This window comes from Mycobacteroides franklinii (genome assembly GCF_002013895.1).
GTDB lineage: Bacteria > Actinomycetota > Actinomycetes > Mycobacteriales > Mycobacteriaceae > Mycobacterium > Mycobacterium franklinii.
Window position 1 is genome coordinate 1 of sequence record NZ_MAFQ01000022.1, and the last position, 24,751, is coordinate 24,751.

At 64.9% G+C, this 24,751-nt stretch carries 24 protein-coding genes and 1 pseudogene; 5 read left to right on the top strand and 20 right to left on the bottom strand.

The window, feature by feature from the left end; genetic code table 11:
• Positions 1–104: 104 nt before the first annotated feature.
• Entirely contained in the window at positions 105–1,514 is a 1,410-nt protein-coding gene (gene ftsY, locus B4393_RS25830) for a signal recognition particle-docking protein FtsY (protein WP_191987076.1), read from the bottom strand.
• Between ftsY and fni the strand changes: the two genes are divergently transcribed.
• From fni to B4393_RS25855, 4 genes are all read left to right on the top strand, one after another.
• A complete protein-coding gene (fni, locus tag B4393_RS25835; RefSeq protein ID WP_078336564.1) occupies positions 1,486–2,505 on the top strand; it encodes a type 2 isopentenyl-diphosphate Delta-isomerase in 1,020 nt (339 codons plus the stop codon). The two genes, ftsY and fni, sit on opposite strands and share 29 nt — an antisense overlap.
• A gap of 57 nt (positions 2,506–2,562) precedes the next feature.
• Positions 2,563–3,084: a protein disulfide oxidoreductase gene (locus tag B4393_RS25840; protein WP_078336607.1), complete on the top strand. Its 522-nt coding sequence runs from the start codon at positions 2,563–2,565 to the stop codon at positions 3,082–3,084.
• Positions 3,081–3,917 carry a cytochrome c biogenesis CcdA family protein gene (locus tag B4393_RS25845; protein WP_191987168.1) on the top strand — a complete coding sequence of 279 codons (837 nt, stop codon included), beginning with the start codon at positions 3,081–3,083 and terminating at the stop codon, positions 3,915–3,917. The genes B4393_RS25840 and B4393_RS25845 overlap by 4 nt, the downstream gene beginning before the upstream one ends.
• Positions 3,918–4,103: 186 nt before the next feature.
• The gene (locus B4393_RS25855; RefSeq protein WP_078336565.1) at positions 4,104–4,940 is read left to right on the top strand and encodes a TIGR03620 family F420-dependent LLM class oxidoreductase; all 837 of its coding nucleotides are present in this window, start codon (positions 4,104–4,106) and stop codon (positions 4,938–4,940) included.
• Here the strand turns inward: B4393_RS25855 and smc are convergent.
• From smc to B4393_RS25870, 3 genes and pseudogenes are all read right to left on the bottom strand, one after another.
• On the bottom strand, positions 4,908–8,507 hold the full coding sequence (gene smc / locus B4393_RS25860) for a chromosome segregation protein SMC (RefSeq protein ID WP_078336566.1): 3,600 nt from the start codon (positions 8,505–8,507) through the stop codon (positions 4,908–4,910). The two genes, B4393_RS25855 and smc, sit on opposite strands and share 33 nt — an antisense overlap.
• A 59-nt stretch (positions 8,508–8,566) precedes the next feature.
• Positions 8,567–8,872, bottom strand: coding sequence for an acylphosphatase (locus tag B4393_RS25865; RefSeq protein ID WP_078336567.1), 306 nt, complete (start codon positions 8,870–8,872; stop codon positions 8,567–8,569).
• Between the two features lie 85 nt (positions 8,873–8,957).
• Positions 8,958–9,359, bottom strand: a pseudogene (locus tag B4393_RS25870) (OsmC family protein); the annotation flags it as partial.
• Between B4393_RS25870 and B4393_RS25875 the strand changes: the two are divergent.
• A complete protein-coding gene (locus B4393_RS25875) occupies positions 9,350–9,808 on the top strand; it encodes a hypothetical protein (RefSeq protein ID WP_070939031.1) in 459 nt (152 codons plus the stop codon). The pseudogene B4393_RS25870 and the gene B4393_RS25875 overlap by 10 nt on opposite strands.
• Positions 9,809–9,812: 4 nt before the next feature.
• On the opposite strand, the gene B4393_RS25880 is transcribed toward B4393_RS25875, so the two are convergent.
• From B4393_RS25880 to B4393_RS25955, 16 genes are all read right to left on the bottom strand, one after another.
• A complete protein-coding gene (locus B4393_RS25880) occupies positions 9,813–10,487 on the bottom strand; it encodes a response regulator (RefSeq protein WP_070939030.1) in 675 nt (224 codons plus the stop codon).
• Positions 10,484–12,973 (bottom strand): sensor histidine kinase, encoded by a 2,490-nt coding sequence (locus B4393_RS25885; protein WP_078282719.1) that lies wholly within the window; start codon positions 12,971–12,973, stop codon positions 10,484–10,486. Before B4393_RS25885 ends, B4393_RS25880 begins: the two co-directional genes overlap by 4 nt.
• A gap of 10 nt (positions 12,974–12,983) precedes the next feature.
• Positions 12,984–13,619: a potassium-transporting ATPase subunit C gene (locus B4393_RS25890; protein WP_078336568.1), complete on the bottom strand. Its 636-nt coding sequence runs from the start codon at positions 13,617–13,619 to the stop codon at positions 12,984–12,986.
• A gap of 7 nt (positions 13,620–13,626) precedes the next feature.
• Entirely contained in the window at positions 13,627–15,690 is a 2,064-nt protein-coding gene (gene kdpB, locus B4393_RS25895; protein ID WP_078336569.1) for a potassium-transporting ATPase subunit KdpB, read from the bottom strand.
• On the bottom strand, positions 15,691–17,376 hold the full coding sequence (gene kdpA, locus B4393_RS25900) for a potassium-transporting ATPase subunit KdpA (RefSeq protein ID WP_078336570.1): 1,686 nt from the start codon (positions 17,374–17,376) through the stop codon (positions 15,691–15,693).
• 2 nt (positions 17,377–17,378) lie between these two features.
• Positions 17,379–17,474 (bottom strand): K(+)-transporting ATPase subunit F, encoded by a 96-nt coding sequence (gene kdpF / locus B4393_RS25905; RefSeq protein ID WP_070939025.1) that lies wholly within the window; start codon positions 17,472–17,474, stop codon positions 17,379–17,381.
• A 165-nt stretch (positions 17,475–17,639) separates the two neighbouring features.
• Complete coding sequence (mutM, locus tag B4393_RS25910; RefSeq protein WP_078336609.1) at positions 17,640–18,500, bottom strand: bifunctional DNA-formamidopyrimidine glycosylase/DNA-(apurinic or apyrimidinic site) lyase; 861 nt, start codon at positions 18,498–18,500, stop codon at positions 17,640–17,642.
• The gene (gene rnc / locus B4393_RS25915; RefSeq protein ID WP_078336571.1) at positions 18,493–19,236 is read right to left on the bottom strand and encodes a ribonuclease III; all 744 of its coding nucleotides are present in this window, start codon (positions 19,234–19,236) and stop codon (positions 18,493–18,495) included. Before rnc ends, mutM begins: the two co-directional genes overlap by 8 nt.
• Positions 19,233–19,769: a YceD family protein gene (locus B4393_RS25920; RefSeq protein WP_109558628.1), complete on the bottom strand. Its 537-nt coding sequence runs from the start codon at positions 19,767–19,769 to the stop codon at positions 19,233–19,235. The genes rnc and B4393_RS25920 overlap by 4 nt, the downstream gene beginning before the upstream one ends.
• 43 nt (positions 19,770–19,812) lie before the next feature.
• A complete protein-coding gene (gene sepIVA / locus B4393_RS25925; RefSeq protein ID WP_078282866.1) occupies positions 19,813–20,550 on the bottom strand; it encodes a cell division protein SepIVA in 738 nt (245 codons plus the stop codon).
• A gap of 106 nt (positions 20,551–20,656) precedes the next feature.
• On the bottom strand, positions 20,657–21,142 hold the full coding sequence (gene coaD, locus B4393_RS25930) for a pantetheine-phosphate adenylyltransferase (RefSeq protein ID WP_070939021.1): 486 nt from the start codon (positions 21,140–21,142) through the stop codon (positions 20,657–20,659).
• A complete protein-coding gene (locus B4393_RS25935; RefSeq protein ID WP_070939020.1) occupies positions 21,139–21,699 on the bottom strand; it encodes an HdeD family acid-resistance protein in 561 nt (186 codons plus the stop codon). The genes coaD and B4393_RS25935 overlap by 4 nt, the downstream gene beginning before the upstream one ends.
• 86 nt (positions 21,700–21,785) lie before the next feature.
• Positions 21,786–22,256, bottom strand: coding sequence for a lipoprotein LpqH (locus tag B4393_RS25940; RefSeq protein ID WP_078336573.1), 471 nt, complete (start codon positions 22,254–22,256; stop codon positions 21,786–21,788).
• Positions 22,257–22,315: 59 nt separating this feature from the next.
• Positions 22,316–23,215 (bottom strand): DUF4253 domain-containing protein, encoded by a 900-nt coding sequence (locus tag B4393_RS25945; protein WP_078336574.1) that lies wholly within the window; start codon positions 23,213–23,215, stop codon positions 22,316–22,318.
• A gap of 54 nt (positions 23,216–23,269) precedes the next feature.
• Positions 23,270–23,791, bottom strand: a complete 522-nt coding sequence (locus B4393_RS25950) for a hypothetical protein (RefSeq protein WP_078336575.1) — start codon at positions 23,789–23,791, stop codon at positions 23,270–23,272.
• Positions 23,792–23,831: 40 nt separating this feature from the next.
• Positions 23,832–24,725 carry a dienelactone hydrolase family protein gene (locus tag B4393_RS25955; protein ID WP_078336576.1) on the bottom strand — a complete coding sequence of 298 codons (894 nt, stop codon included), beginning with the start codon at positions 24,723–24,725 and terminating at the stop codon, positions 23,832–23,834.
• Positions 24,726–24,751: the final 26 nt, after the last annotated feature.

A 24,751-nucleotide genomic window follows, 5' to 3' on the forward strand; every position in this document is an offset into this window, starting at 1 on the left:
CGGCATTCCTCTCAGGAAATCTCAGCAGGTTGCGCTGAGAACAATGCGCAGCAGATGTTTCAGAGAGAGCGCGCGTGTGTTTCGCGTCTGTTACCGGTTGTTCTCTACCCGAGCAGGGCATCTACGAAGGCGGGCGGCTCAAACGGGGCAAGATCATCGGGCCCCTCCCCCAAGCCAACCAGCTTGACCGGCACCCCGAGCTCACGCTGTACGTGAAAGACGATGCCGCCCTTGGCTGTTCCATCAAGTTTGGTGAGCGCCACCCCGGTGATGTCCACTACCTCAGCGAACACCCGTGCCTGCGCCAAACCGTTCTGCCCGATGGTGGAGTCCAGCACGAGCAGCACCTCGTCAACATCGGCGCGGCGTTCCACGACACGCTTGATCTTGCTCAGTTCGTCCATGAGGCCGGTCTTGGTGTGCAGTCGTCCGGCGGTATCGATGACCACCACATCGGCGCCCTCGCGGATTCCGGCGTCGACGGCATCAAAGGCGACCGAGGCGGGATCGGCACCCTCGGCACCCCGCACCACCTGGGCGCCCACGCGCCGCCCCCAGGCCTGCAGCTGATCGGCCGCGGCGGCGCGGAAGGTGTCCGCAGCCCCCAGCACCACCCGGCGTCCATCGGCGACTAGCACGCGGGCCAGTTTGCCGACGGTGGTGGTCTTGCCGGTGCCGTTGACCCCGACGACAAGCAACACCGACGGTTTGTCGTTGTGCGGCAGCGCCTTGATCGACCGGTCGAGTTCGGGTTGCAGCTCATCGATCAGTACCTCACGCAGCAACGCCCGGGCCTGTGCCTCGGTGCGCACGCTGCGAGCCGCCATCTCGCTACGCAGTCTGTCCACAATCGAGGTGGTGACGGCAGTGCCGAGGTCGGCGATCAGCAGAGTGTCCTCGACCTCCTCCCACGATTCCTCGTCAAGGTCACCGGCTCCCAACAGCCCGAGCAGGCCACGTCCCACCGCGTTCTGCGAACTGGCCAGTCGTCCCCGCAACCGATCGAGTCGTCCGGCCACGGGTGCGATCTCATCGAGCACCGGTGCGGGCGCGGCCTCGGGCTGGGGTTCAGGTTCTGGAGCTGGCTCGGGCTCGGCTTCCGATTCCGGTTCTGCGTCGGGGGCCGCAACCAGTTCGGACACCTCAACGGGCACGGGCTCGGGTTCAGGTTCCGGGGCGGGTTCGGGCAGCTGGACGTTGGAGATGGTGCGCCGCGGCGCGTCCCGCGGGATCTCCGCGTCATCCCCCACGGTGGGCAGCGGAGCCGCTTGCCCGCCCCCCTCGCTGAAGCTGATGGTGGAGCCAGCGGTGTATCCACCGGAACGGTCGGCCGGTGTGGCGCCCTCGGTGATCCCCGTGTTTGTGTCGGAACGTGTCAGGCTGATACGACGGGAGCGGTAACGCACCAGTCCGAAGACCAACGCGGCAACAACCACTACGGCAACGATCGCGACGGCGATCCACACTTCAAGAGGCACCAGGGCATTGTTACAGGAACGCAAGAAGCGCCACATTGACGCCTGCCTGAGCGATCCAGTTCAGTACGTCACCCGAACCACCGGCCTGGAGCGACTCGACCTTCCGTATATGGCCTTGCCCAACTCCAGTCTCGCCGGTGTTGACCTGTCCACCGAGTTTCTGGGCAAGCAGCTGGCAGCACCCGTTCTCATCGGAGCCATGACGGGCGGGGCGAAGCTTTCGGCCACCATCAACCGCAACCTGGCGGCCGCTGCTCAAGAGCTCGGCATCGGCATGATGCTCGGTTCTCAGCGAGTGATGTTGGTCGATCCGGGGAGCGCCGATACCTTCGCGGTACGCGGGCTAGCGCCCGACATCCTGCTGATCGGCAATATCGGGCTCGCACAACTCGGCAACATTGCCCCCGCTGCTCAGCTCAACACGCTGGTGCAGCGAGTGGGCGCCGATGCCCTGGCAGTACACACCAACCCGCTGCAGGAGGCGGTACAGCCCGACGGTGACACCGATTTCACCGGGCAGGTACACCGCCTCGCCGAGTTGACCCATGCGGTCGAATTTCCGGTGCTGCTCAAGGAGGTCGGCCACGGAATCAGTGGCGCCGCCGCGCGCCGTCTTGGCGGATGCCGGCTGGCCGCGATCGATGTCGCCGGTGCGGGCGGCACGTCATGGGCCCGGGTCGAACAGTTCGTCCGGTTCGGCGCGATCACCTCGCCCGAGCTTGCCGAATGGGGCATCCCGACGGCGGAGGCCCTTGTCGAGGTGCATGCCGAGCTGCCGCATATGCCTCTCATCGGTTCGGGCGGCATCCGCACCGGCATGGACGCCGCGAAGGCGATCGCGCTGGGCGCCAGCGTGGTCTCGGTCGCGCTCCCTCTTTTGGCACCGGCGGTGCAATCGCCGCAGGCGGTGATCGCCTGGATTGAGCAGTTCCTCGACGAGCTGCGCATCGCCATGCACTGCGCCGATGTCAACACCGTCGCTGGTCTGCGGCGAATTTCACTACGTCCCCGTTCAAGCCCCCGCTAAACAGGCGAAACCCTCATACACTGCGGGAGTCACATCTCGTCCCAGGAGGTTCTTGGCATGAATATCCAATTCGGGGGACGTAAGAAGTTTCGGGCCGTGTCCAGGCTTGTCCTGGCACTTCTGACTGCTGCCGTACTTTCGGCAGGGATCGTCCGGGCACCGGCTGCGCACGCCGATGACCTGCTCGATTTTGCCGGTACCACCGTCTCGGGCGCCCCCTTCAATGGCGCCAGCCTCAAGGGCAAGCCCGTGGTGCTGTGGTTCTGGGCGGCATACTGCCCGTTCTGCAACGGCGAGGGCCCGCATGTGAGTGCGGTGTCGGCGGCCAATCCCCGGGTCACCTTCGTGGGCATCTCCGGCCGCGGATCAGTCGGAGAAATGGAGGGATTCATCTCGCGCTACAACCTCCACTTCACCAACCTCAATGACGCCGACGGTTCGTTGTGGCGGCAGTTCGGTGTGGCCTGGCAGCCCGCATACCTGTTCATCAACTCCAACGGCACCTCGGACTTTGTGAACAACCCCACATCGTCAATGTCCGAGCAGGAGCTCAGCGACCGGGTGAAGGCACTCACCTGACATCTCTGGCCTTCGCAGCGGGGCTGATCGCCGCGCTCAACCCGTGCGGTTTCGCCTTGCTACCGGTCTACCTCGCGCTCGTGGTGCGTGGACCCGGTGCCGAAATCGGTAAGTCGCAAGCACTGGCCCGCGCGGTCATCGCCACCGTGGTGATGGCCGCAGGGTTCGTTGCGGTATTCACCATCTTCGGACTGCTGACCGTGTCGGTGGCCTCCGTCGTGCAGCGTTACTTACCTTTCGTGACAGTGGTTTTCGGTATAGGTCTGGTAATCCTTGGCCTGTGGCTGCTGGCCGGCCGCGACATCATCGCGCTCATGCCCAAGGTGCTGGATGCGAACGCGCCCACTACCCGGCTGGGTTCGATGTTCGGCTACGGCGTGGGGTACGCGGTGGCCTCGCTGTCCTGCACCATCGGCCCCTTCCTCGCGGTCACCAGCACGACCTTCGAAAGTGGCTCCTTGTTCGACGGTGTGATGGTCTATCTGGCCTATGCCTCCGGCATCACCCTCGTGGTGGGAACACTGGCCGTGTCCACCGCATTGGCCAGCACGGTGTTGCTGACCGCGATGCGCCGCGCGCTGCCCTATCTCAACCGGATCAGCGGGGCGATTCTCCTCGTCGTCGGCGCCTACGTCGGCTATTACGGCAGTTACGAGGTCAGGCTGTTTCATGCCAACGGCAACCCCGATGATCCGATCGTCAACGCGGCCGGGAAGATTCAGCGCACCATCGCTGGCTGGGTCTATCTGCACGGCGCCTGGCCGTGGTTACTCGTGCTTGGACTGGTGGCCGTCGGCGCGGCCATCTGGTGGCGCAATACCGCGAGGGAATAGCGCGGCGGGCGTAGCATCATATGCATGACTAGCAATGAGACCGTCGCATCCGAAACGACCAAGGCCTGCGACAACCCGAACTGCACCTGCACCGACTGTCAGTGCGGCTCCAGCTGTAGCTGCGGCGCCGACAAGTAGCAGCCCTCCAGGGGAATACCAGCGGCGGACAAGTGCGTTCGCCGTAAGGTGACCACACCAGAGTTCGCCCCGTTCGGATTCTTCACTCACTACGACACGGTTGACGCGGAGCTGCTGCGCGCCGTCGAGGGCCTTGGTTTTGATACCGCGTGGCTGGGTGGCTCACCCCCTGCGGATCTGCCGTGGGTCGATCCACTGCTCGCCGCAACGGAGCGGATCCGAATCGTGACGGCGATCGTGAACATCTGGTCGGCGCCCGCACGGGAAGCGGGCCAGTCGTGGCGGCGCATCCACGCCGCACATCCCGGGCGCTTCATTCTCGGCATCGGCGCCGGGCATCCGGAGGTCGACAACGGTGTGGTCTACAAGCCGTACTCCGGGCTCGTCGAGTATCTCGACGTGCTCGACGAGGTCGGGGTTCCGCGAGAAGGCCGCGGCCTTGCCGCACTGGCGGAGAAGTCGCTCAAACTGGCGGCCGAGCGCTCGGCGCTGGCGCACCCCTATCTCACACCGCCGTCGCACACTCGTTGGGCCCGCGAGCTTCTCGGACCGGAGGCGATCATCGTCCCGGAGCAGAAGGTGGTCCTCACCACCGATCCCGACGAGGCACGGGCGATCGGCCGTCAGGCGCTGGACCTGTATCTCGGTCTGACCAACTACCTCACGATGCTGGAGCGGTTCGCCGGCACCAAGGAAGACCTGGTCAAGCCCGGCAGCGACAAGCTACTGGACGCACTTATCGCGTACGGGACGCCGGAACAGATCGCGGCGCGGCTACAGGAACATCGGGAGGCAGGCGCCACCCAGGTAGCCATCCAGGTATTGGGCGATCCCGCCAAACGTGCCGAGTCGCTAAGTGTTTTGGCTCGCGAGCTGGGTCTCTAGGCCACGCATACGCTGCGAGACCACCTGCGTGATGCCGTCATCACGCATGCTGACGCCGTACAGCGCGTCGGCAACCTCCATCGTCGGCTTCTGGTGCGTGATGACGATGAGCTGCGACTTCTCCCGCAGCTGCTCGAACAACCCGATCAGACGCTGCAGGTTGACGTCGTCGAGCGCGGCTTCGACCTCGTCCATCACGTAGAAGGGTGAAGGCCGCGCACGGAAGATAGCCACCAGCATGGCGACAGCCGTCAGCGACTTCTCCCCACCGGACAGCAGCGACAGACGCTTGACCTTCTTACCCGGCGGACGCGCTTCCACCTCGATGCCGGTGGTGAGCATGTCATTGGGGTTGGTCAACACCAGCCGTCCCTCACCACCGGGGAACAGTGACGAGAACACTCCCTTGAACTCACGCTCCACGTCGGCGTAGGCCTCGGTGAACACCTGCAGGATGCGTTCGTCCACGTCGGCGACGACATCGAGCAGATCCTTGCGGGCGCCCTTGACGTCCTCGAGCTGGGTGGACAGGAAGTTGTACCGCTCCTCCAGCGCCGCGAACTCTTCCAGGGCAAGGGGATTCACCTTGCCGAGCTCGCGCAGATCCTTCTCGGCGCGCTTGGCACGGCGTTCCTGAGTGTCCCGATCGAAGGGCATCGGCTGGGGTGCGCTTACCTGCTCCCCGCGCTCACGAGCCTGCTCGTATTCGTCGATCTCCTGCTGCGTGGGCGGCAACTGGACATGCGGACCGTACTCCGCGATGAGATCGTCTGCGGCCATACCGAATTGCTCGAGCACCTGCTCGGAGAGTTGCTCGATGCGCAGGGCCGCCTGAGCTTTGGCGACCTCGTCGCGATGCAGCGCGTCGGTGAGACGAGTCTGTGCCTGGGAAAGTTCGCGGACCTGGTCGCGCACGGCACCGATGGCCGATGTGTGCTGTGCACGGGTGGCACTGAGTTGGTCACGACGCGTGGAGGCGGCGGCGACCACCCGCTCGAGACGGACCGCGACCATACGTCCCGATTCCGCGACGGCAGCGGCGACGGCGGCTGCCCGCATCCGTGCGGCGGCCGCCCGCGCGGCCCTGGCTCGTGCTTCACGCTCGGCCGTAGCAGCACGCCGCAACGAATCAGCCTTACCCCGAACGGAATTCACTCGTTCTTCGGAGGTCCGCACTGCCAGGCGTGCCTCGATCTCGACGGAACGTGCCTCTTCCAGTTCGATGGCCATGTCGTCGCGATCGATGGGCTCGTCGTCAAACAGGTTGGGCGCCTCTTCGGCATTGCGCAGCCGCGACTCAACCTCGGCCAGCTCTTCCATCGTCTTGGAGCGGCCAAGTTCTAGCTGATCACGTTGTAGGGTAAGCTTTTTCACCTCCTCGGCGGCCGCCCGGGCGTCTTGACCGACGCGGCCCAGCTGCTCGTACACCGCCGAGATGGCCGCATCGGATTCGTTGAGGGCGGCCAGCGCCTGCTCGGCGGTGTCCTGACGCGCGGTCTGCTCGGCGAGTGCCCCTGCCAACGCGGCAGAAATCTCACCCACCTGAGTCTCGGTGGCCCGCAGGTCTTCTCCCGCAGCCTCGATGGCGGCCTGGACTTCCAGGGTGCTCTGTTTCTTGTCTGAGCCTCCGGCAACCCAACCGGCACCTACCCGGTCACCGTCGATGGTCACGGCCCGCAGCAGCGGGTTGGCCAACACCACGTCAATGGCGGCACCGAGTTCGTCGACAACGACCACCGAGGACAACATCGCAGCCACGGCCGCGAATAACCGCTCGGGCACCTCCACCAGGTCAATGGCCCAGTGCGCGCCGGACGGGAGGGTGAACGCGGGGTGCGCGTGGGTATGCGCGGGCCAGTCCCCGAAGACGATCGCCGCCCGACCGCCATCCGACGACTTAAGGGCCTTCACCGCTTCATGCGCCGCGGAAGGGTTCTCCGCGGCCACCGCGTCGGCGGCCGGCCCCATCGCGGTGGCGATGGCACCCTGGTAACCAGACCGCACCTTGACCAGCTGCGCAATCGATCCGAAAATCCCGGAGCCGCTGCGATTCTCGGTAAGCCAGGCAGATCCGTCCTTACGTTCCAAACCGATCGCCAGAGCGTCGATGCGCGCCTTGAGCGAGGCAATCTGTCGTTCGGCCTGGCGCTCGGCCGACAGCAGCTCAGCGACGCGCTCGTTGGCGATCGACAATGCCGAGACCGAGCGCTCGTGATGCTCGTCCAGCCCCACCTCACCCTGGTCGAGCTCGGCCACACGCGCCTTGACGGTGTCGAACTCGGTCTGGGCGGCCTCACCGCGCAGCGTCGCCTCCCCGATCGCCTCGGTAAGCCGCTGTGCCTGACCATCGATGGATTCCAGTCGGGTGCGCATGGTGTCAACCTGGCCGGTGAGCCGGGCCAGACCCTCACGGCGATCCGCCTCGGCGGCAACGGCGGCCATATGTTGGCGCTGCGCCGCGGCAACGGCGGATTCCCTGGCCGACAGCATGGCCTTCGCCTCGGTCAGCTGCTCGGTCACCGTTTCCAGCTGCGCGATCAGCAGGCGTTCCTGCTCGGCGACGCGCTCGGCCTGCGCCTCCAGCTCCTCGGGGTCAGGTCCGGTCGGCGTGGCTGCCACCTCGTCGAGGTGACTGGCCCGCTCTCCGGCGATCCGGACGGTGGCGCTGACACGTTCGGCCAGCGCCGAGAGCCGGAACCAGGTCTGCTGGGCCAGCTCGGCCTGCGGCATCAACTCGTTCAGTGCCGTCTCATGCTCGTCGAGCAGTGCGGTCGCCACATCGAGCTTGTCGGTGATCTCGGCGTGTTCCTTGCGCAGTGTCGTCTCGGCATCGTTGGTTCCGTCGAAATCGGCGCGGCGGGCCACCAGGTCATCGGCGGCCAGGCGCAATCGCGCATCGCGCAGATCCGCCTGCACGGTGGCAGCGCGGCGCGCGACTTCCGCCTGGCGGCCAAGGGGTTTGAGCTGGCGTCGAAGTTCGGTAGTGAGGTCCGTCAATCGGGCGAGATTGGCCGCCATCGACTCCAGCTTGCGGACGGCTTTTTCCTTGCGCTTGCGGTGCTTGAGCACACCGGCCGCCTCTTCGACGAAAGCGCGTCGATCCTCCGGGCGAGATTCCAGGATCTGAGAGAGCCGCCCCTGGCCGACGATCACGTGCATTTCCCTGCCGATGCCCGAGTCGGACAGCAGCTCCTGCACATCCATCAGCCGACAGGTCTGACCGTTGATCTCATACTCACCGGCGCCGTCCCGGAACATGCGACGGGTAATCGAAACCTCGGAGTATTCGATCGGCAGCGCGTGATCGGAGTTGTCGATCGTCAGCGTCACCTCAGCGCGCCCCAGCGGGGCGCGGGTGGATGTACCCGCGAAGATGACGTCTTCCATCTTGCCGCCACGTAGCGCCTTGGCGCCTTGCTCACCCATCACCCAGGTCAGGGCGTCCACGACATTGGACTTACCCGATCCATTGGGGCCGACCACGCAGGTAATACCGGGTTCCAGGCGCAGAGTCGTCGGCGAAGCAAAGGACTTGAAGCCCTTCAGCGTCAGACTCTTGAGGTGCACAGCGGGCCAGAATACCTGCCGATGAGTCCCTCGGGCGCCGAGAAACGGCCTGAGTGCGGCTATCGCTCGCTAAACCCGGAGATGGGCTCGCCGGGCTCGTGCCAGCTATCCACCACAACATCCACGCGACCTGGCGTTTCACCACTGTTCAACCTGGCAAGCAGCTGTTCACATACAGCCTTGTCGCCCTGCGCGACCACATGCACCCGGCCATCGCGCGCGTTCGCGGCATATCCGGTCAGACCGAGTTCAAGGGCCCGGGACCGCACCCACCAGCGGAACCCGACCCCCTGGACATGGCCATGCACCCAGGCAGACAAGCGGACACTAGCCACCAGCCTGTTGGCCTTCGCGCGAGCGCTCATCCACCTGTCGGTCTTCGCGCGAGCGCTCATCCACCTGCCGGTCTTCGCGCGAGCGCTCATCCACCTGCCGGTCTTCGCGCGAGCGCTCATCCACGGTGAAATTCACCTCGGCTCCGGCCTTCAGCGTGCGTCCGACGGTGCACACCTGGTCGATCGCCCGTTCCACGACGGTCAATACCCGCTCGCGTTCGGCAGGGGTAAGCGCGCTCAGATCGATGACCATCTTCTCGTCGAGTACCGGGTAGCGTTCCGCCTCCCGATCGGCGGGGCCGCTGACGTCGATGCGCACCTGATAATCGTCGCCGAGGCGGCGCGCAAGAGGCTGGTCGCTGGACATTCCACTGCAGGCCGCGAGGGCGATCTTGAGCAGCTCACCGGGGGTGAAGACCCCGTCGACCGTCTCCGACCCGATCAGCACTTCCGCGCCTCGGGAGCTGTATCCCGTGTAGCGCCGATTGCCCGTACGCTCTACCCATAATGACGTCACGCCCGCAATGCTATGTAATCGCCGCAGTCACGGCCGCGGCGACTTTCTGTGCTTCATTTTTCTGCGTTTCATCTTTCTGGGCGCCAACTGCCGCGGCCGAGCCGGTAGTGACGCTAGAGTCGCTATTGCTGCGTCCGTACAGCGAGGTACGGGCGCAGTTGTTGTCTGGTTCGTGGGCTCCCCGCATCGAAGAGCTGGTGTACATCCCGCCGGGAGATCCCAAGATCGTGCCGACATCGGCGATGCGTCAGACCTTCACGGTGGTCGATACCTGCTTCACCAAGCGGATCACGCCGATGGGGATCTATCTTCTTCTCGCATCACCGGAAAATGTGGAGAAGGTCGGCGCCGACAATTTTCGGGCCACCTACGGGCAACTGGTGCCCAAATACCGCCCGGGTTGCGATCCCGACGTCCAACAGATCGACCTCGGCCGCCCGCCGTTCTGACGGGCTATTCCTGGAAGCGGTACCCCATCCCCGCCTCGGTGAGCAGATGCTTCGGATGAGCCGGATCTATCTCTAGTTTACGGCGCAGCTGCGCGAGATACACACGCAGATAATGAGTTTCGGAGCTGTACGCCGGTCCCCATACCTCGTGCAGTAGCTCCTTCTGGCCCACCAGCTTTCCACGATTGCGCACCAGTACCGCCAGCATCGACCATTCAGTAGGCGTCAGGTGCACTTCTCTGCCGTCACGGATCACCTTGTGTGAGGACAGATCCACATCGAAGGTCTCGGTATGGACTACCGGTTCGGCACTGTCTGGTGTGCCACGCCGCACCGCGGCGCGCAGTCGGGCCAGGAACTCGTCCATGCCAAAGGGTTTGGTCACGTAGTCGTCGGCGCCCGCGTCTAGCGCCTCCACCTTGTCGGCAGAATCGGTACGCGCCGACAACACGATCACGGGCACGTCCGTCCAACCGCGCAGCCCGGCCAGGACCTCGGTGCCGTCCATATCGGGGAGCCCGAGGTCCAGGATCACCACCTCCGGCTGCGTCTCGGCGGCCGCGCGCAGCGCACCCGCACCCGAAGAGGCCGTCACCACGTCGTAGCCCCGTGCCGACAGGTTGATCCGCAAGGCGCGCAGGATCTGCGGCTCGTCGTCCACCACCAGTACCCGTGTCACCGGAGCACCCCGGCGAGGGAAGAACCAGCACTGGGTAGATCGACGATCATGGTCAGACCACCGCCGGCCGTGTCGGTCGCGTTCACCGTGCCCTCCATTGCTTCCACAAAACCTTTGACCACCGAAAGACCAAGTCCCACACCAACAGTGTTGTCGCGGTCGCCGAGTCGCTGGAAGGCATCAAAGGCCGCACCGCGTTTGGACGCCTCCAGGCCCTTCCCGTGATCCGCGACGATCACCAGTGTGCGGTCGTCCACCTCCTCGTGGCTGACCCGCACCTCTCCCTGTGAGTATCGCAGTGCATTGTCGACAAGGTTGGCCAACACACGTTCGAGCAGGCCCGGATCTGCCTGAACCACCGCACCACCCAACTCCAGATGCACCCTTTTGCGGTCGTTCTCGGTGGCACCCAGCAGAGCACGTTGCGCGATCTCATCGACGTACACCGGCACCGCGCGAGGTTTGACGACCCCCGCCGCCAGCCTCGACGAGTCCAGCAAGTTGCCCACCAAGGCGGTGAGCTGGTCGGTCGATTCCTCCACGGTGGCAAGCAGTTCGGCGGTATCGTCCGGCGAGAACTCGATATCGGGGCTGCGCAGGCTCGACACCGCGGCCTTGACCGCGGCCAAGGGTGTGCGCAGATCATGGCTGACTGCCGAAAGCAATGCGCGCCGCAGCCGGTCGGCCTCGGCAAGGGCCGAAGCCTGCGACGCCTCCTCCGCCAGCCGTGCCGACCGCACCAGACCGACCGCGGTCCCGGCGACCACCTGCAGCACCCGCGCATCGCTGGACGGCACCGGTGGCCCGTTGAGCGCCAGCGCGTACGCACCGTCGTCGACCCGGAACACCGAGTCGGCCTCCGATTCACGGGTCGGCGGATCCTCCCCCACGCTGGCGATGGCCGGCCCCTGCGCGCACAGCAGACTGACCGCCGTCTGGTTGTACGTGGCCCGTACTCGTTCCAGCAATGCCGACAGATCCGAATTCACCAGGACGCCGCCCGCGAAGAGTGCCAACAGTTCTGCCTCGCGGGAGGCGCGCCGGGCCTGCCGGGCCCGGGTGGCAGCGGCATCCACCAGGGCCGCGACCGCGACCGCGGCCACCATCATCATCAAGATGGTCAGTGCGTTGTCGGTCTCGCCGATCGTGAAGCTGTACCGCGGTGCGACGAACAGAAAGTTGAGCAGCAAGCCGGAGATGACCGCCGAGACCAGCGCCGTCGAAACGCCGCCGAGCAGTGAAACCGCCAACACCGCAATGAGAAACAGCGCGCTCTTGCTGCCCACCCCGAGCGCGGTGTCGAAGAAATGGATGAACAACGCCGTAGCCGGTGGCACCAGAATCGCCGCCAGCCAGTTGATGATGAGCCGCTTGCGTCCCTCCTGGGGCACCGACCAGCCGCGTATCCGTCCCGAGGTGTGTCCGTGCGTCACCATGTGTACGTCGATCGCCCCGGAATCCCTGATGACGGCCGCCGCCACACCCTCCTCAAGGATCCGTGCCCACCGCGATCGCCGCGAGGTGCCGAGCACCAGCTGCGTCGCGTTGACACCGCGGGCGAAGTCGAGAAGGGTCTGCGGCACGTCGTCGCCGGTGACGGCCTGCACCGAAGCCCCAATGTCGTTGGCCAATCGGCGGACCCGCGTCATGACCGCGGTGGACGCTCCGACCAGACCGTCACCACGTACCACGTGGACAACCAGTAGTTCGGCACTTGACTTGGCCGCGATCCGGCTTGCCCGGCGCACCAGCGTCTCCGATTCGGGTCCGCCGGTGACCGCCACGACCACGCGCTCACGCGCCTCCCAGGTCTTGGTGATCCTGTTGTCGGAGCGATACTTGGCCAGCGCGGCGTCCACCTGGTCAGCAAGCCACAACAGCGCCAGCTCACGCAGCGCGGTGAGGTTGCCGGTCCGGAAGTAATTGCTCAGCGCCGAGCCCACCTTCTCGGCCGCGTAGACATTTCCGTGAACCATTCTGCGCCGCAATGCCTCCGGCGTGATGTCGACAAGCTCGACCTGTTCGGCACGGCGCACCACGGCATCGGGCACGGTTTCGCGCTGCACGATCCCGGTGATCTGCTCGACGACGTCGTTCAGGCTTTCCAAATGCTGCACATTGATGGTGGTCAGCACGTCGATACCGGCGTCCAGGATCTCGTCGATATCTTGCCAACGCTTGGGATTTCGGCTGCCTGGCACGTTGGTGTGCGCCATCTCGTCGATCAGCACCAGAGCCGGCTTGCGCGCGAGCACCGCGTCCACGTCGAGCTCGTACATGACAGTTCCGCGGTAGACCATCTCCTTGGGCGGGATCAGGTCCAGCCCGTCGAGCAGCTCAGCGGTCTTGCTGCGACCGTGGGTCTCCACGACCGCAGCGACCACGTCGGTTCCGCGCCCGGCCCGGCGATGTGCCTCGTTGAGCATGGCAAAGGTCTTGCCTACCCCGGGTGCAGCCCCCAGGTAGATACGCAAGGTCCCCCGCATGCAGTCTCCTTCACGAGCAGTTAGGGGCCGTCAGACCCAGGGCTGCGTTCAACATCGGCACGTTGACGCGCGGCACTCCCAGGATGCCCCATTGACGCGACGCAGTGTGGTCATTGACGAGCTGTGTCACCTTCTCCCGGCTCAGCCCATTCGCGGCGGCCACCCGTGGAATCTGCAGCGCCGCGTACTCGGGACTGATATCGGGGTCAAGACCAGAGCCCGAGCCCGTCAGCGCGTCGACCGGGACGCGCGCGGGATTGACCTTCTCGCGCTTGGCAATCGCGTCGCGCCGATCGTCGACAAAGGACTTCAGCAGATCGCTGTTGGGTCCCTGGTTGGTCGGAGAGCCCGCGGCGGGATCACCCACGGCGAAGGGATCCTTGTCGGACACCGATCCCACGAGCCGGGCGTGGAAGAACGGGTCGGATCCGCCGTCGCCCACCTTGGGATCAACGCCGATGATGCCGGACCCGATGACACAGCCCTTCTTATCCGTGATCGGTGATCCCTCGGCGGACGCCGAGTCGATACGGGACACCAACCACACCGCTGCCGGATAGCCAATGCCCAGAACCACTGTCAGCGCCAGCAGCACCGCCAAACCGGCGACACACTGCCGTAGCCACGCAATCGTGATCTTGCCCATCACACACTCACCCAATTCCCGGGATAAATCGAATCACCAAGTCGATCAGCCAAATTCCGATAAACGGCACGATGACGCCACCCAAGCCGTAAACGAGCAGGTTTCGGCGCAGCAGCTCGCCCGCACCCACCGGTCGGTACTGGACACCCTTGAGCGCCAAGGGAACCAGCGCGATGATGATGAGCGCGTTGAAGATCACGGCGGACAGGATCGCCGATGTCGGCGTGGCCAGCCGCATGATGTTCAGTGCGTCGAGCTGCGGATAGATACCCGTGAACATGGCCGGAAGGATCGCGAAATACTTCGCCAGGTCATTGGCCAGCGAGAACGTCGTCAAGGCCCCACGCGTGATCAGCAGCTGCTTGCCGATGGCCACCACATCGATGAGCTTGGTGGGATCGGAATCCAGATCCACCATGTTGCCGGCTTCTTTGGCCGCGGAGGTCCCGGTGTTCATCGCAACGCCCACGTCCGCCTGCGCCAACGCGGGTGCGTCGTTCGTTCCATCACCGGTCATGGCGACCAATCGACCGGCCTTCTGCTCATTGCGCAAGAGCTCCAGCTTGTCCTCCGGTGTCGCCTCGGCGACAAAGTCGTCAACCCCGGCCTCGGCGGCGATCTGCTTGGCGGTCAAGGGGTTGTCGCCGGTGATCATGATGGTCTTGATACCCATGGCGCGCAGCTGCTCGAACCGCTCGGCCATGCCGGGCTTGACCACATCGGACAGACGGATGACTCCGAGGAGGCGGGCACCGGCGGCGTCCTTCTCTGCCACCACCAACGGGGTACCCCCCTCGCTGGCGATCTGATTGGCCTCCTTGCGGACCGCGACCACCGCCGGATCATCGGCATCTGTCCCGATGGCACCGACGGAATCGCTTGCCACCCAGTTGAACACGGCGTCGGTGGCACCCTTGCGAATCTGCCGTCCGTCGATCGTGTCGATACCGCTCATCCTGGTGGCCGCGGTGAATGCCACGAACTCACCGTGGGCATCCTCACCGGCTCCCGCGAGCTCGACGATGCTGCGTCCCTCGGGTGTCTCGTCCGCGAGGCTCGATGCCCGCGCCGCCGCCGCGATGGTGGCCTGGTCGACGCCGGGGGCCGGCACAAACGCCGTCGCCTGCCGGTTGCCGAAGGTGATGGTGCCGGTCTTGTCCATCAGCAGCGTGTCGATATCACCGGCCGCTTCCACCGCTCGCCCGGACTTGGCGAGCACGTTCTTCTGCACCAGCCGGTCCATGCCCGCTATACCGATCGCCGACATCAGCGCGCCGATGGTGGTCGGGATGAGGCACACCAACAATGCGATCAGGTTGATCGGATCTTGTTGCTTTCCGCCGTAGTTGCCCATTGGCCCCAACGCGACGACCGCCAACAAAAAGATGATGGTCAACGATGCCAGCAGGATGTTGAGCGCGATCTCATTCGGCGTCTTTTGACGTGACGCACCCTCGACAAGCGCGATCATCCGGTCCACAAACGATTCACCGGGAGCGGCCGTGATCTGGACGACGATGCGATCCGATAGCACCGTGGTGCCGCCCGTCACCGCACAGCGGTCACCGCCGGACTCGCGGACTACCGGCGCCGACTCACCCGTGATGGCCGACTCATCCACGGTGGCAATGCCTTCCACGACATCGCCGTCACCGGGGATCACCTGGTTGGCTTCCACGACCACGCGGTCGCCTGGCCGCAGGCTACTGCCGGCCACTTCTTCCTCATGTTCGTTGCCGTTGCCATCGCCAACCAGCTTGCGGGCCATCGTGTCTCGTTTGACCTCGCGCAGGCTTGCCGCCTGGGCCTTGCCCCGGCCCTCGGCGACCGCTTCGGCCAGGTTGGCGAACACCACGGTGAACCACAGCCATGCGGTGACCGACCACGAGAAGACCGAGGAGTGCAAGATCGCCAACACCGTGGTGGCGATCGAACCTACCCAGACCACAAACATGACGGGATTGCGGGCCATATGCCGCGGATCGATCTTGCGCACCGCCAGCGGCAATGCCTTGATCAGCTGCGCCGGGTCGAAGACACCCGATGCGACAACTGTTTTCTTGGCTGACATCTACAGCACCGCCTCGGCGATCGGTCCCAGCGCCAGCGCCGGGAAGAAGGTCAACGCGGCCACCAAAAGAACTGTGCCGGCGTGCAGCCCGGCGAACATGGGGCCATGGGTATGCAGGGTCCCGGCCGAGACCGGGGTCTTTTTCTGGGTGGCCAGCGATCCGGCCAGCGCCAGCGTGAAGATGATCGGCAGGAACCGGCCGAGCACCATCGCCACTCCGAGCGATGACTGGAACCAGTGGCTGGTCACGGTGAGTCCGCCGAACGCACTGCCGTTGTTGTTGGCGGCGGACGCGTAGGCATACAGCACCTCGGCGAACCCGTGGATTGACTGCGGACTGCCCGGATCTCCGCTGTTTCCTTGGTATCCCGGCGTCGTCGAGAGCGCGATGGCGATACCGCTGCCGATGAGCACCAGGGCGGGCATGACGAGTACGGACAGAGCGGCCATCGTCATCTCGCGGCGGCCGATCTTCTTGCCCAGGAACTCCGGGGTACGGCCCACCAGCAGACCGCCGACGAATACGGCGATGATGGCCAGGATCAAGATGCCGTACAGGCCTGTGCCGACACCACCCGGCGCGATCTCGCCGAACAGCATGTTCAGGATAAGCGCACCGCCGCCCGCCGCCGAGAAGCTGTCGTGCGCCGCATTCACTGCGCCCGTTGAGGTTCCGGTCGTGCTCACGGCGAACAGCGTGCTGGCCGGAATACCGAACCGGACCTCCTTGCCCTCCATCATGGCTCCCGCCGCCTGCGCGGCAATACCGCGCGGGCTCGACTCGGCCCACGTCACGAAGGCCAGTAAGCCCGCCCATAGGAACACCATCACCGACAGAATGGTGATGCCCTGCCGCTGATCTCCGACCATCGTCGAGTACGTGCGCGTGAGCGAGACCGGGATGATCAAAATCGCCAGGATCTCCACGATGTTCGACAACGGCGTGGGGTTCTCGAATGGATGCGCCGAGTTGGCCCCCAGAATGCCACCGCCATTGGTGCCGACTTCCTTGATGGCCTCCTGCGAGGCCACCGGGGCCAGGGCCACGTGCTGGCTGGCCCCATCGAGCGCGGTGGCATCGAAGTGGGTGTGTATCGACTGGATGACGCCCTGCGACAACAAAACAAGTGCGACAAGGAAGGAAAGCGGCAGCAGGATGCGCAGACTGCCGCGGACCAGGTCCACCCAGAAGTTGCCCAGCTCGCCGGAAGTACTGACACGCACGATGCCGCGGATGAAGGCGATCGCGACGGCCAAACCCACGCCCGCGGATAGGAAGTTCTGCACCGCCAGACCGACCATCTGAGTCAGGTTGCTCATGGTGGTCTCGGGCACATAGGACTGCCAGTTGGTGTTCGTCACAAACGAGGTAGCGGTATTGAACGCCACCGCGGGGCTTACCCCGTCCAGCTCACCGGAGAGCGGCAATACTCCCTGTGCGCGTTGCAGTACATATAGGAAAAGCACGCTCACGAAGGAGAACCCGAGCAATGACAAGGTGTAGCCGACCCAGGTCTGCTCGGTCTCCGAGCTCACCCGGCCGACGCGGTAGATGACCCGCTCGACGAACGAATGCTTGATGACCGTGAACACGCGCGCCATGTAGTCCCCCAGCGGGACGTATGCGATCGCGAGCACGATAAGAACGAAGCCGATCTGAAGACCGGCTGCCACAGCTGGATTCACCGTTAGAACCTTTCCGGGTCGAGCAGCGCGACAACCAGATAGACCACCAGGAGTGCCGACAAGACGATCAGCACGATGTTTGTCACAGTGCCGGTCATCGGGACTGCAACCCCCGCACGGTGGCAACGCACGCGGCGAACAGCACCACTGTCAGGACGAGGTACCAGAAATCAGTCACGGCCAAGATCATGGTCCCCACCAGGGGCCCTACCTGCGTTCTTTACGACCCTTTGACACACCCATATGGGGCCCTTGACGCGCTATTAACGGGGTTCAACCAGCCGTTGACAGCTCGGGCAGAAGTACGACGAGCGGTTCATGAAGGCTTCCCGGCGCATGGCTCGTCCGCATCGCCGGCACGGCTCGCCCTCGCGCCCGTATGCCTCCAATGAACGCTCGAAGTACCCGGATTCGCCGTTTACGTTGACGTACAAATCGTCGAATGAGGTGCCGCCCTGCTCGAGCGCCAGGCGCATGACACCGGCCGCGCTATCGAGGACCTCCGTCAGTTTGGCGCGGCTCATGCCATCACTCAGGCGCCGTCCGTGTACCCGCGCCTGCCAGAGAGCCTCGTCGGCATAGATGTTCCCTACACCCGACACCAGCGTCTGATCGAGCAGTGCGCGCTTGATCTCGGTGTGCTTACCGCGCAGCCGGGTGACTACGGCCGCCATGTCGAACCGTTCGTCGAGCGGGTCGCGTGCGATATGCGCGACCGGTTCGGGAAGCTCGCTTCCGTCTACGGTGACGACGTCGGTCGCCATCCAACCACCGAAAGTGCGCTGGTCGACAAAGCTCAGCACCGATCCGTCATCGAGCGTTGCGGCAATACGCAGATGCTGAGGCCTGGAGATCGGTCCGATGAGCATCTGGCCGCTCATCCCGAGGTGCACCACCAGAGCCTGCGCGCCAGTCGGTCCTTCCAGGGTCAGCCAGAGATACTTGCCCCGCCGGCCAGTTCCGCTGATCTGTTGTCCGGCAAGCAGTCCCGTCAGTTCGGGGGCCCCGCCGGGCTGCCTGCGCACGGCACGATCATGGCGCACCGAGGTCGATACGATGGTCTTGCCGACGAGGTGATGGTGCAGTCCACGACGAACCACCTCCACCTCGGGAAGCTCAGGCACCCCGTGCACCCTCGGCGCTTCGCCCGAGGGACTCGTCGGCACTGATGGTGTTCCACGCCTCCGAGGCGGCCTTTTGCTCGGCCTCCTTCTTGGACCGGCCGACGCCCACACCGTGCGCGGTGTCGTTGACCATCACGGTGGCGGTGAATTCCTTGTCATGGTCCGGACCCGTGGAGGTCACGACATACGACGGTGCGCCCCAACCTTTTTCCGCGGTCAGTTCCTGCAGGCTGGTCTTCCAGTCCAGACCGGCACCGAGCTTCGGCGCGGTCTCCAGCAGTTCCCCGAACAGCCTCAACACCACTTCGCGAGCGATCTCCAGCCCGTGCTCCAGATAGACCGCACCGAGAATCGACTCCATGCCGTCGGCAAGAATGCTGGATTTGTCGCGGCCACCGGTGTTCTCCTCGCCCTTGCCCAGCAGCAGGTGCGCACCCAGCCCGTCGCCGGTCAGTCCGCGCGCCACCCCGGCAAGTGCCTGGGTGTTGACGATGCTGGCACGCAGCTTGGCCAAATCGCCTTCAGACCGGTCCGGGTGGGTGTGGTAGAGCGTCTCGGTAATCGTCAGCCCCAGCACGGCGTCGCCGAGGAACTCCAGCCTCTCGTTGGTGGGCAGGCCACCATTTTCGTAGGCATAACTGCGGTGCGTGAGAGCCAGGGTGAGCAGGTCGTCGCCCAGCTTCACACCAATCGCAGCACGCAGATCCTCATACCGATGATCTGGGCCAGGGTTCACTGGTCGTCACCGAAGTTGGCGAGCTTGGCCCACCGCGGGTCAATGTTGTCATGGTGATGATCAGGTTCGGCTGTGGCCAAAGCGATTCCGCATTCGGGGCAGAGCCCTGGGCACTCGGGTCTGCACACCGGGGCCAGCTCCAAGTCGGGCACGATGGCATCGACGATGGTCTGCTCGAGGTCGACGAGCCCGTCGACAACCCGATGGACCTCGTCCTCTTCCGTGGTCGCCTCTGTCTGGCTGTCCGGGTACGCGAAGAGTTCGGTGAGGTACGCGTCCGCATGCCCGGCGATCGGCTCCAGGCAGCGTGAGCATTCGCCGGCGAGATCGCCGGCGATGGTACCGGTGACCAGAACGCCCTCGGAGACCGCTTCTACCCGCAGATCCATATCCACGTCCGCGCCCTCGGGAATGGCGATCAGGTCGTTGCCGATGCGAATCGGGCTCGCAACGGTGCGCTCGACTTCCTGCATCGACCCAGGACGGCGCCCAAGCCCAAGGGCCAGGACATCAAGAACGAAGGGGCCCGGCATGAAACTTATGTTAACGCTCTTCCCCCAAGCAGCTCATCGCAAGTTAACGCTGCACGTAGTCGTGGGTACCAGCGCCGGTACGCAGCTGGTGGCGCCCACGGCCCACCGAACGCAGCGTGCCGTTGAGGTAGTCCTCGAACTCGGCCAGCTTGTTGTCGACGTAGATGTCGCATTCACCACGCAGCCGATCGGCCTCGGCGTGCGCCGCGTCGATCAGCCGGGTGGACTCGGCATGGGCAGCCTGGACGACCTCGGTCTGAGCGACCAGGCGCTGCTGCTCCTTGATGCCTTCCTGCACAGCCTTGTCGTAGGACGCGTTACCGGAATCCACCAGGCGATCCGCCTCTGCCTTCGCGCGCGCAACGGTGCTCTCCTGCTCACGCTTGGCGTTGGCGACCGTGCGTGCGGCCTCTTCCCTCGCCTCGCCGACGGTCTGCTCCGCGTGGTTGCGCGCCTCGGCCACCATGCGGTCGGCCTGCGACTTGGCGTCGGCCAGCAGCCGATCAGCCTCGTTGCGGGCATGGCTGAGCGTCTGCTCGGCCTCGGCGTTGGAGCTGCCGATCACCGTCTCGTGATGCTCTTTAGCCTCACGGAGCAGTGAATCGCGGGCATCGAGGACATCCTGAGCGTCATCGAGCTCACCAGGAATTGCATCCTTGATGTCGTCGATCAGTTCGAGGACATCGCCGCGGGGCACGACGCATCCGGCGGTCATCGGAACGCCGCGCGCTTCTTCCACAATGGCGCCCAGTTCGTCGAGCGCTTCAAATACTCGGTACACGGCTACACCCTTCACGCGAGTTTCCACTGTTACCAGTGTGCCTGGTGTGACTGCTGTGACCGTGCTAGCTGACCGGTGTGTCGGCTATTTCTGCGCGGCCTGTTTTCTATTGTGCCTGGCCACGCAGTTTCCCGAGAAGTCGTTGGTGAACGGACGGAGGCAGCAACGCCGAGACATCTCCCCCGTACGTCGCCACCTCCTTGGCGAGCGACGACGAGACGAACGAATATGCCGGTGCCGTAGCGACGAAAAACGTGTCGACCCCGGCAATGTGCTTGTTCATCTGAGCCATCTGGAGCTCGTACTCGAAGTCGGTGCCGGTGCGCAGCCCCTTGACGATGGCATTCAGGCCCCGTTGTCTGACGAAATCAACCAACAGACCCTGCCCCGACTCGACCCGTAGGTTGGGCAGGTCGGCCGTGGACTCGCGGATCATCTCGATGCGCTCATCGATGGTGAACATGCCCGCTTTGTTCGGGTTGATCAGCACGGCGACGATCACCTCGTCGAACTGTGCCGCGGCTCGTTCGAACACATCCAAGTGCCCCAGGGTCACCGGATCGAACGAGCCGGGGCACACCGCTCCCGTCATACGGCCGATTTGGTGGCCGAGCGAATGCCGATACCGCTACCGATCTGCAGCACGCCGATCACGATGAGCCAGATGCCGACCACGAGCGCCAGCGTGAAGATCGAGCTGATCGGATAAACGATGAGCACGATGCCGGCGATCGTCGAGATGACCCCACTGAAGATCTGCCAGCCCCGGCCAGGCAGCTCCTTGTCGCCGACGGCGGTGATGGTGCCGGCAATGCCCTGCGCGATCCAGCCGACACCAATCCAGATGGCCAGCAGCAGAAGCGAATTCAGCTCGCTCTTGAAGCACAGCACACCAAGAACGAAGGAGACCACACCGGTAAGAAACAGCAATACCCGCATCCCGGCCGATGACACCGGCAGCGTGAAGGCGAACACAATCTGCGCAACACCGGATATCAACAGATACGCGCCGAAAGCGTATGCGGCGACGAGCACGGTGATTTGAGGCCATATCAGCACCACGGCGCCAACGATTACCGCCAAAACTCCTGATACCAACGCTGTTTTCCAGAGATGCTTGACGAGGTCCTGCCCGACATTTGTAGTCATGGCCCTAAGGGTATTTCTTCCGGAACACAGATGCGGACTTATAGGGCGTAATTCGCACAGTGCGTTACGCGGTCAAGATGATTCTGTTATCTCCTGGCCGGGCAGGTGAACTCAAGTTCGAAGGTCGCGGGCGTGCTCAGCCCAGCCGTTGCGGTGCCGGAAATCTTGTAGGACTGCCCGGACTTGGTCACCGTCGGCTCGGCCGCACCATGACCCGAGTTGTACATCACCGGGTGACCATCGATGACGCCCAGGGTGAGACTCTGCAGCGTTGGGTTATCGCCCGCTGCCAGCGTGGCGGCAATCGCATCACTATCGCTACCGATGTTCACGAATGTCATATCGGCCGCGGTGACACACTCGACCCGATTCTCGACCGGTCTCACCACCCCGTCGACCACAACGCGGGGACCTGCCGCCGGAGCATCGCTCACCGAACTCGATACCAGACCACTTGTGGGAGCGTCGCGGTGCACGCCCCCACCCGACGAGCAGCCGACCAGACAAGCACCGGCTAACACCGCACTACCCACCACCGCTGCACTGCCGTAACGCATTTGCGCTCTCCCTCCAGCCCCGCACCACTGATCGAGTTCAGACTAATCGGGCCAGAGCCCTAGTCCCACCAGAAACTCCAGGTTCGTGCGCCGGTGATTGCCCGGGCATAGGCGCTGAGCGTGCCCGCGCCCTGATCGATGTTGTCAGGGCAAAACCCGTAGTGCTCGTAGCCCACCGGCACCGAGAGGTCGGCTCCCGGCGGGCGCGTCACCTCCACCTCGATGGCATCGAAATCCACCGTCGTCAGCACCGCCCCGAACCGGTCTTCCCAGGAACGGAGCACGGCCGACAGCTCGGCCTCGGCGAGGTCGTAGTTCACGCCGTGTGTCCAGCCCAGGCCGTTCAGCGCGTCGGCCGGACGTGTCACGGGTACCAGAATCAGCAGCGAGCCCTGCCCCAGGTGATCTGCCGTCACCGGGAGTGCCCGCTGCGGCGGCTGTGTGCGTTGTTCCAGCCCGATGGGCGCGACCGGCACATCGACGGTCGTCGGACTTGCCGATGAAACCTGTTTGGCAAGAAACGATTTGGCGTCGACGGCACCGACATCGCCAGGGTCGCTGAGGTACCGCAGATCGTCGGGATCCGACCACGGCCGGCGCAAATCTCCGCTCAATCCACGGGAGGCCAAGGGCCACAATCCGGTTCGATCGAACCGGGCTGCAAGCCGCAACCAGAGCGACTGGATGTCGACCACCGCGGCATTGCTCACCCAGGCCAACGGACGGCCCGTCGAACTCACGATCAGGTGTCCCTCGGGCAGCTTGATGCCGTCGACGCTCCACTTCGCGGCAGCCTGCGCGCTGGGCAGCTCACCCGCGCGATCGGCCCGCACCGGCACGAGCAGTTCGGCGTAGGCGGGCAGATCATGAGCGGGCTCGGGATTTCCGGCGATGGGGTGCTTACCCCAATAGGCCTGCCCGAACAGATAGGTCAGCCCGAGAACCAGGACGGCAATCATCACGCTCAGCGATGTCCACCCTTTTGTCCCCACCCGGGCAGATTAGCTGAGTGGCTACCCGCCCGGCTGATCGGCGGCCGGGTCCTGGCCGTCCGGCGGCGGTGCCGACGGGCATTTGCTGGTACCGACGGGGTGCTGATTTTGCATGGAGGCCAGTGTGCTGTCGGGGATTACGCCCGAGAACCTATCGGTGACGGTCTTCAGCAGGGAACCGGATCCGCATATCTCGTTGACCGGCGATACCGGGCTGGTTGGCGAGAGCACAGGGCCGTCGGCCGCCAACGGACCGCCCGGCGCCGTCAGGGCCCCGTTGGCCGATAGTGGGCCGGTGGGTGACAACAACGGGCCCTCCGCCGACAGCGGACCACCCGGAGCTCCCAAGCCGGCGACCGGCGCCGGAAGTCCGGCCGAGAGCGCGTCGCTGGCCACCGATGGCCCCACCGCCGTCTTCGCACCTCCCGGCAACAGGCTCGCCACGGGTGACGGTGGCGGCGGCGGGGCCGGCGCATCGCCGTCGTCGGCCAGCGCGACACCGGCGGCGGAGATCGACACCACACCGGAAGCCAGCGCCACCACTACCGCTTTACACCACATAGCCAGCCAGTCTAGGTGCCATTCAGCCAACGTGCTGGCCGAACCACACGGTCAGGCGCTGCCAGGCATCAGCCGCCGCGGTTGCGTTGTAGCGCGGGCCGCCATCGTTGAAGAAGGCGTGGTCGGCCCCCGGTTCGACGACGATCTCATGCACCAGCCCGGCCCGCTGCAAGGCCTCGGCGGCCTGGTCTTTCGACGCGGTGACGCGCTTGTCGAGCTCGCCGTAGAAGGCAAGGACCGCAGCCTTGGATCGTGAAAAGTCGGGATTGTCCGGAAGCGGGCCGTAGAACGGGGCGGCCGCGCCAAGCCTGGGCTCCCCCGAGGCCAGGAGTTGCCACACCAGGCCGCCGCCGAAGCAGAAACCGACCACGCCTGCGGGCTTGTCGGGGACCCGCCGCAGAATCTCGTCCACACCGGACTTCAGGTCGGCAACGAAACGTTCCGATGTGATCTTGCCCAGCGCCCCGGTCGCCTCGGCCGGATCCTTGAACGTCGATGTGCCGCCCTCTTCCGACAACAGGTCGATGGCCAATGACGAATACCCCACGCCGGCAAGCCGCCCCGCGACGGAACGAACCCAATCGGTGAGGCCCTTGTTCTCGTGAATCACCAGCACCGTGCCTCGGGGCTGGGCAGCCGAAGCCCAGGCGCCCTGCACGGTGCCATTGGGACCGTGCCAGGTGATCGGTTCCGTCGAAACCATCTTGTCTATCCCCGGCGGTGGTGACGTGGAGGCCGACGTCGGCGGCGTGGCCGTGGGCGTGCTGTCGGTGCCGCAGGCCGCGATGAGCGCGCTGGCCGCGGCGGCGCCGACGCCCAGCAGCGCGAGCCGCCGAAAGGCCTCCCGCCTGGTCAACAGTCCCTCGACGTGGTCCGTGGCGATTTCTTCGGCGATGTACCGCTGCAGCGGGGTCATGACGAGAAGTCTGCGCCCGACAAGTA